5 protein-coding genes are annotated in these 6,272 nt (G+C 71.3%); 2 read left to right on the forward strand and 3 right to left on the reverse strand.

What is annotated here, in order from left to right:
- Positions 1-84: 84 nt before the first annotated feature.
- The gene (gene pdxH, locus BFF77_RS20090; RefSeq protein WP_066951798.1) at positions 85-765 is read left to right on the forward strand and encodes a pyridoxamine 5'-phosphate oxidase; all 681 of its coding nucleotides are present in this window, start codon (positions 85-87) and stop codon (positions 763-765) included.
- 530 nt (positions 766-1,295) lie between these two features.
- Positions 1,296-2,735 carry a PAS domain-containing protein gene (locus tag BFF77_RS20095; protein WP_066951788.1) on the forward strand — a complete coding sequence of 480 codons (1,440 nt, stop codon included), beginning with the start codon at positions 1,296-1,298 and terminating at the stop codon, positions 2,733-2,735.
- Positions 2,736-2,948: 213 nt separating this feature from the next.
- Here BFF77_RS20095 and BFF77_RS20100 read toward each other — a convergent pair whose 3' ends face one another.
- From BFF77_RS20100 to BFF77_RS20110, 3 genes are all read right to left on the reverse strand, one after another.
- Positions 2,949-4,424 carry a SulP family inorganic anion transporter gene (locus tag BFF77_RS20100; RefSeq protein ID WP_066951793.1) on the reverse strand — a complete coding sequence of 492 codons (1,476 nt, stop codon included), beginning with the start codon at positions 4,422-4,424 and terminating at the stop codon, positions 2,949-2,951.
- 73 nt (positions 4,425-4,497) lie between these two features.
- A complete protein-coding gene (locus BFF77_RS20105) occupies positions 4,498-5,082 on the reverse strand; it encodes a carbonic anhydrase (protein ID WP_066951796.1) in 585 nt (194 codons plus the stop codon).
- A gap of 666 nt (positions 5,083-5,748) precedes the next feature.
- Positions 5,749-6,272 (reverse strand): sugar isomerase domain-containing protein (locus tag BFF77_RS20110; RefSeq protein ID WP_066951812.1); only part of this gene is annotated, 524 nt, incomplete at its 5' end.

Below are 6,272 nucleotides of genomic sequence, written 5' to 3' on the forward strand. Positions count from 1 at the left end.
CCGGATCCGGCCGGATCCGGACGGAACCGGCCGGACCTGCGGCAGGATGGGCCCGTGCCTCACGAGAACCCCGATCCCGCCGCCATGCGCGAGCAGTACCGCAGCACACCGCTGCTGGAGGCGGACCTCGCGCCCGCCCCGATGGAACAGTTCGACCGCTGGTTCAGGGCCGCCGTGGCCTGCGATCTGTACGAGCCGAACGCGATGGTGGTCTCGACGGCGGCGCCCGACGGCCGTCCCTCCTCCCGCACGGTGCTGATGAAGGCGTACGACGGGCGCGGCTTCGTCTTCTTCACCAACTACACCTCGCGCAAGGGCCGGGAGATCGAGGCGAACCCGTATGTCTCGCTGCTCTTCCCCTGGCACCCGCTGGCCCGCCAGATCATCGTGACCGGCACGGCGGCGCGCGTCGGCCGCGACGAGACCGCCGGGTACTTCCGCACCCGCCCCCACGGCTCCCAGCTCGGCGCCTGGGCCAGCGACCAGTCGGCCCCGGTCGACTCCCGGGAGACCCTGCTCCACCGCTACGAGAGCCTCTCGACCCGCTACCCCGAGGGCGAACAGGTGCCGGTCCCGCCGCGCTGGGGCGGCTTCCGTGTCACCCCGGAGACGGTCGAGTTCTGGCAGGGCCACGAGAACCGGCTCCACGACCGGCTGAGGTATGTCCGTGAGGAGTCCGTGGCGGGCGCGACGGGCGCGGGCGCGGAGACCGCAGGGACCGGGACCGCGGCGGGCGGTTGGCGTACGGAACGGCTCTGCCCGTAGCCGTGGGCGACCCGCACGGGGCGGACCCGCGGCCCCGCAGTCGACCCGCGGCCCCGTAGTCGACCCGCGGACACGCAGACGACCCGCGGACCGTGGTCCCTCCGGAGAGGGAGCCGGCCGGACATACCGGCGGTCCGCGGGTCGGGTGACTGCTTGGGATTTCGGCCTTCGACCCGGCCGAGTACTGCAGAGAGTACGACGACGGGCGTTAGCCCGCAGCCACCTCACTTGTCCGGACTGAATACATCTTCCGGATCACCTCCTTTCGGTGTGCGCCTCACGTTAGGCGCCCCCGCGCGGCGACTCAAGCGAATTACGGAGATATTGACGCGACCGGTTCCCGGCCCCGACTGTGGCCGGTGTGCCCCCGGACTGTGGCTGGTGGGCCCGGTGGTGCGGCAATGACGTGCGGGGCGGAGAATTGTTCAAAGCAACGATTTCGGGGAACCTTGTGTGTGCTGGGTCACGTTGAAGTTGAATGGCCGGACGTGCGTCAGCACAGGCGGAGACGCCCTGCAGGGGGTGCCAGGATGAGTGCTTCTCGGAGTGAGACCACCGACGCGCGAGGTCCGGACGAGCCGGAGCCCGGTACGGGGGCGCGCGTGTCGGGAGTGGCCGAGGGCGAGCGGGACGGGGCCGGGTCGGATCTGCTCGCGGCCCTGCTCGACGGGATGGACGCCGCCCTCTGCGCGTTCGACGCGCACGGTGTGATCACGCACTGGAACCGCGAGGCCGAGCGCATACTCGGCTGGTCCGCCGAGGAGGCCGTCGGGCGGCGGGGCTTCGCCGGATGGGCGGTGCGGACCGCCGACGCCGACGAGGTGCAGGCACGGCTGATGGCCGTGATGGAGACGCCGGGCCGGCAGGTCGACGAGTTCGCGCTGCTGCGCAAGGACGGCGGCCGGGTCCTGATCCGTACGCAGTCGGCCGGGATGCGCGGCCCCGACGGCAAGCCCGCCGGTGTGTACAGCGCGTTCAGCGAGGTCCATGAGCAGATCGATCTGGAGCGGTCCATCGCGCTGAGCGAGGCGCTCTTCGACGACGCGTCCTGGGGAGTCGTCCTGGTCGACGTCGATCTGCGGCCCACCGTCGTCAACAGCTACGCGGCGCGCGCGCTCGGTTCCGGGCGTACGGCGGTGCTGGGACGCCCGCTGGGCGAGCTGGTCGTCCAGGGCGTCGAGGAGCTGGAGGCCGCGCTCCACCATGTGCTCGCCGAAGGCGCGCCGAAGTCGCCCGCCGAGCTGTGGGTCACGGTCCGTACGCCCGAGGGCGACCGGCGGCGCTGCTGGCGCAGCGGCTTTCTGCGGCTGGCGTCGCCGCTGGCGGAGGAGCCGGTGCCGCTGGGTGTGGGCTGGATGTTCCAGGACGCGACGGAGGCGAAGCTGGCCTCGCAGGAGGCGGACCGGCTGCGGTTCCGCAGCAGTCAGCTCCACCGGGCCGGGCGGGCCGCCGTCGAGTGCGAGGACCCGATGGAGGCGGCGACGGTCTATCTGGACTTCGCGCTGGCGGGCTTCGCCGATCACGCGCTGATCGATCTGGTGGCGGGCGAGCCGAGGGCGGGCTCGTTCTCCTCGGCCCCGGAGGCTCCCGTACGGCTGGTACGGGCGGTGGCGACGCCGTCCGGCGGCGGGTCCGGGCCCAGTACGCAGATGACCTCCGGCGGTATACCGGTGCGGTACGCGGGCGGGCATCCGGCGCTCCAGGCGATGGACCGTACCGGCTCGGTGCGCGCGAGCGCGCCCTCGGGCTCGCCGCCCTCGCCGACCTGGGCGACCTCGCGCCAGTGGCCGCCCGACTCGGTGCACGCGCTGTGCACGGTGCTGCGCAGCCGGGGCCGGTCACTGGGTGTGGTGACGTTTCTGCGGGGGGCGAGCAGGTCCGCGTTCGAGCGTCCCGACGCGGTGTACGCGGAGGATGTGACGATCCGGATGGCGGCCTCGCTGGATCTCTCCAGGGCGCTGTCCGACTGAGCCGCTGTCTTGTCCGACGGGCCGCTGTTCTTCGGCAGGGCCGCTGTTCGGCGGAGCTGCTCGACCGAGCCGCTGTCCGGCCGGTCCACCGGCCGGTGCGCCGTCGGTCCGCCGCGTCGGCCCGTCGGTGCGCCGGTCCGCGGCGGGCGGACGGCGCCGGGCGGCCTGGTGCGACCGCCGCCCGGCGCCGATGTGCGACCGGCGTGCGAGACGTCAGATGACGGTCGGCGGACGCATGCGTACCGGTTCCGTCTCCGCGTCGTTGTGCCGCAGCGCCCAGTTCTCCAGGGCGATCCGGCAGGCGTGGTCGACATGGCGCAGTCCGGACAGGTCCAGTTCGATCGGACGGTCCTTGGGCAGCGCCTCCAACTGCTCCAACGTCCTGGGCAGCCTGAGGAAGGTCGCGTTCCCGGTGAACGACACCACCAGCCGGCCGCCCGTCAGTTCCCTGACGTCGAGATGGAGATGGGAGATCTCCCACGCCGTCTTGACCACCGCGAGCAGCAGTCCCAGGATCACGCCCTCGAAGAGGTTCGTGACCAGGATCGCCACCGCCGTGACCGCGAGGATCACCGCCTCGCCGCGGTGCTCCCGCCACAGCGGCACCAGATCCCGTACCGGGACCAGCTTGCACCCGGCGTGCACCAGGACGCCCGCGAGCGCCGCCAGCGGGATGACGCCGATCGCCGAGGGCAGCAGCGCGGCGAACAGCAGCAGCCACAGACCGTGCAGGATCCGGGAGAGCGGTGTCCGCGCGCCGGCCTGGACATTGGCGGCGCTGCGCACGATGACCGCGGTCATCGGCAGTGCGCCCAGTGCTCCGCAGACCGTGTTGCCCACGCCCTGCGCCATCAGTTCCTTGTTGTAATCGGTACGCGGTCCGTCGTGCATACGGTCGACCGCGGCGGCGCTGAACAGACTCTCCGCCGAGGCGATCAGGGTGAAGGCGAGGACGGTGCCGACCGCGGCCACGCCCACGAGCTGTCCGAAGTCCTCAAGACCGGGCGGCCGTATGGACTCCAGCAGTCCCTTCACCTCGACCTTGGCGAGCGGCAGGTCGAACAGCAGCGTCGCGCCGGTGGCCAGGGCGACCGCCGCCAGCGGGCCCGGGACCACCCGGACCCGTGCGGGCAGCCTGGGCCAGGCCACCAGGACGGTGACGGTGCCGGCCCCGACGAGGAACGCGGTCAGCGCCGTACCGTTGGTGACAATCTCACCGATCAGTCCGGGCAGCCCGGCGATCTTGCCGAGTCCGCCGGACGGTGGGGCCGTGTCGGCCATGGCGTACACCTGGCCCAGGACGAGCACGAGGCCGATGCCGGCCAGCATGCCCTGGACCACGGCGATGGAGATGGCCCGGAACCAGCGGCCGAAACCGAGGGCCCCGAGGACGAGTTGCAGCAGTCCTGACACGAGGACGATGGCGCCGAGCACGCCGAGGCCGAACTCCTCGACCGCTTCGTACACGAGCACGGTCAGCCCGGCCGCAGGGCCGCTGACCTGGAGCGAGCTGCCGGGCAGGAAGCCCACGACGAGCCCGCCCACGATGCCGGTGACCAGCCCGAGTTCGGCGGGCACACCGGAGGCGACCGCCACCCCCACACACAGGGGCAGCGCGACGAGGAAGACGACGAGGGACGCGAGTATGTCGCGCCTGAGGACACGTTGGTCCTTCAACTGGGAGAGCATGAGGGTAGTTCCTAGGGGTGCGGTCCGCGCGCACGAGCGGACGTGATGGGGAGTGAGGTGGCCGGGACCGCTGTCACAGCGGTCTGAACTCCCCGCCCAGGTCGGGCCGGTGGACGCTGATGGCGCCGGTGTCCACTTCGTAGTACCAGGCGTGCAGGGAGAGCCGGCCTTGGGCGTGGCGCTCCCATACGGCGGGATAGCCGCGGAGGGTTTCGAGCTGGGCCGCGGCGTGGTGGCGTACCGCGTGCGCGAGGCCGCGGGCGGCCGGCAGCGCGGGGACGCCGAGGTTGAGCCAGCCGCGGACGGCCGGCACGGCGGACAGGTCGTCGCCGCGCACGAGCGCGCCCACGGCCCCGCAGTGGGAGTGGCCGCACACGACGATGTCGCGGACGCCGAGCACACGGAGCGCGTACTCGATGGTGGCGGCCTCGCCGCTGGGCCGCTCGGCGTCGTACCGCGGGACGATGTTGCCCGCCGTACGCAGCTCGAACAGCTCGCCGGGGCGCGCGCCGGTGATCAGGGACGGGATGACCCGGGAGTCCGAGCAGGTGATGAAGAGCGCTTGCGGTTTCTGTCCCGCCGCGAGTTCGCGGAACTCCTCGTGGCGCTCCGCCACCTGGACGGAGAAGGTACGGGCGTGGTCGATGAGTGACTTCATGATGGCCTGCCTCCTGCGCCCCCGGGCTCGCCGGGGCGCGGTGTGGTCGGGTCAGTGGGGGGTGGGGGCCGAGCGGGCAGCCGTACGGGCGTCACCTCTGCCGGGTCGCGGCAGTGGAGGATGGCCGACGGCCGGCCGGCGTGGATCGGCCGGAAAGACCGTTCAGAGAGAGGGCATTACGGGTCTGGCGGTGGACTCGCGGTCCGGTCGCATTCTCACGGCTCGCCCTTTCCGTCGTGCGGTCTTTCGGTGGTGCGGTTCGTTCTGTGACACGGTTCGTTCTGCGACGCGGCGACACGGTGTTGCCGTGACGCCATGACGCCGTGATGTGCTGGTGTGGCGGTGCGATGCGGTGGTGCGGTCGTCCGAACTGCCGCTCAGGGCGCGGTTGCAGGCGCCCGCATGCCGACAGTTCCGATGATGCAACACCGCAGGTTCCCTTACTTTGCACGAACATTACCTTCTCGTGAAAGATCAGAAATCCGCCAACCGAGGCTTTCGTGACGCAAAGTCGCGCATCGGGGGCGCGCATACGGCAGAGACCCACGGGAAGTGTTCCCGCAGGTCTCGGTTGTCAGTTCTAGTTGTTCGACTGTTCCGGCCGCCGCCTCATCTGCCGTTGCTTTGGCTACTTCCGCACGCTCACTGTTCGAACGGGGGGACGGTTCAGTGGCGGTAGAAGATACGGTCGGCGTACTCCGTCATGACGCGGCGATTCCATTCGGTCCCACCGTCCACATTGCCCGACCGCAGCAACGGCGGCTCGATGCCCCGGTGGACGAGTTCCTCCGCGGCGGCGGCCATCATCGCCTGCATCAGGGCGCTGGTGACGACCGTGGACGCGGGCGCGAACGGAGCCTCGATGCCGTCGGCGGTCAGTTCCGCGTCGCCCACCGCGATCCCGTTGTCGAGAACGATGTCGCAGTGGTCCTTGAGATAGGTGCCCGAGCGGTTCCGGGCGGTCGTCTCCGTCGCGTAGGCCAGGGAGGTCACACCGATGACCGTCAGTCCCAGCTCCCGCGCGTGGGTCGCCATCTCGACGGGCAGGGCGTTGCGCCCGGAGAGGGAGATGATCACGAGTACGTCCCCGGCCCTGGCCGGGCTGGAGTCGAGCACGGCGCTCGCCAGACCGTCGACACGCTCCAGCGCGGAGCCGAGCGGGGCCGGTGTCTCGACACCCACCGCGCCGG

Origin of the sequence: Streptomyces lushanensis (assembly GCF_001700515.1) — a bacterium.
Lineage (GTDB): Bacteria > Actinomycetota > Actinomycetes > Streptomycetales > Streptomycetaceae > Streptomyces > Streptomyces lushanensis.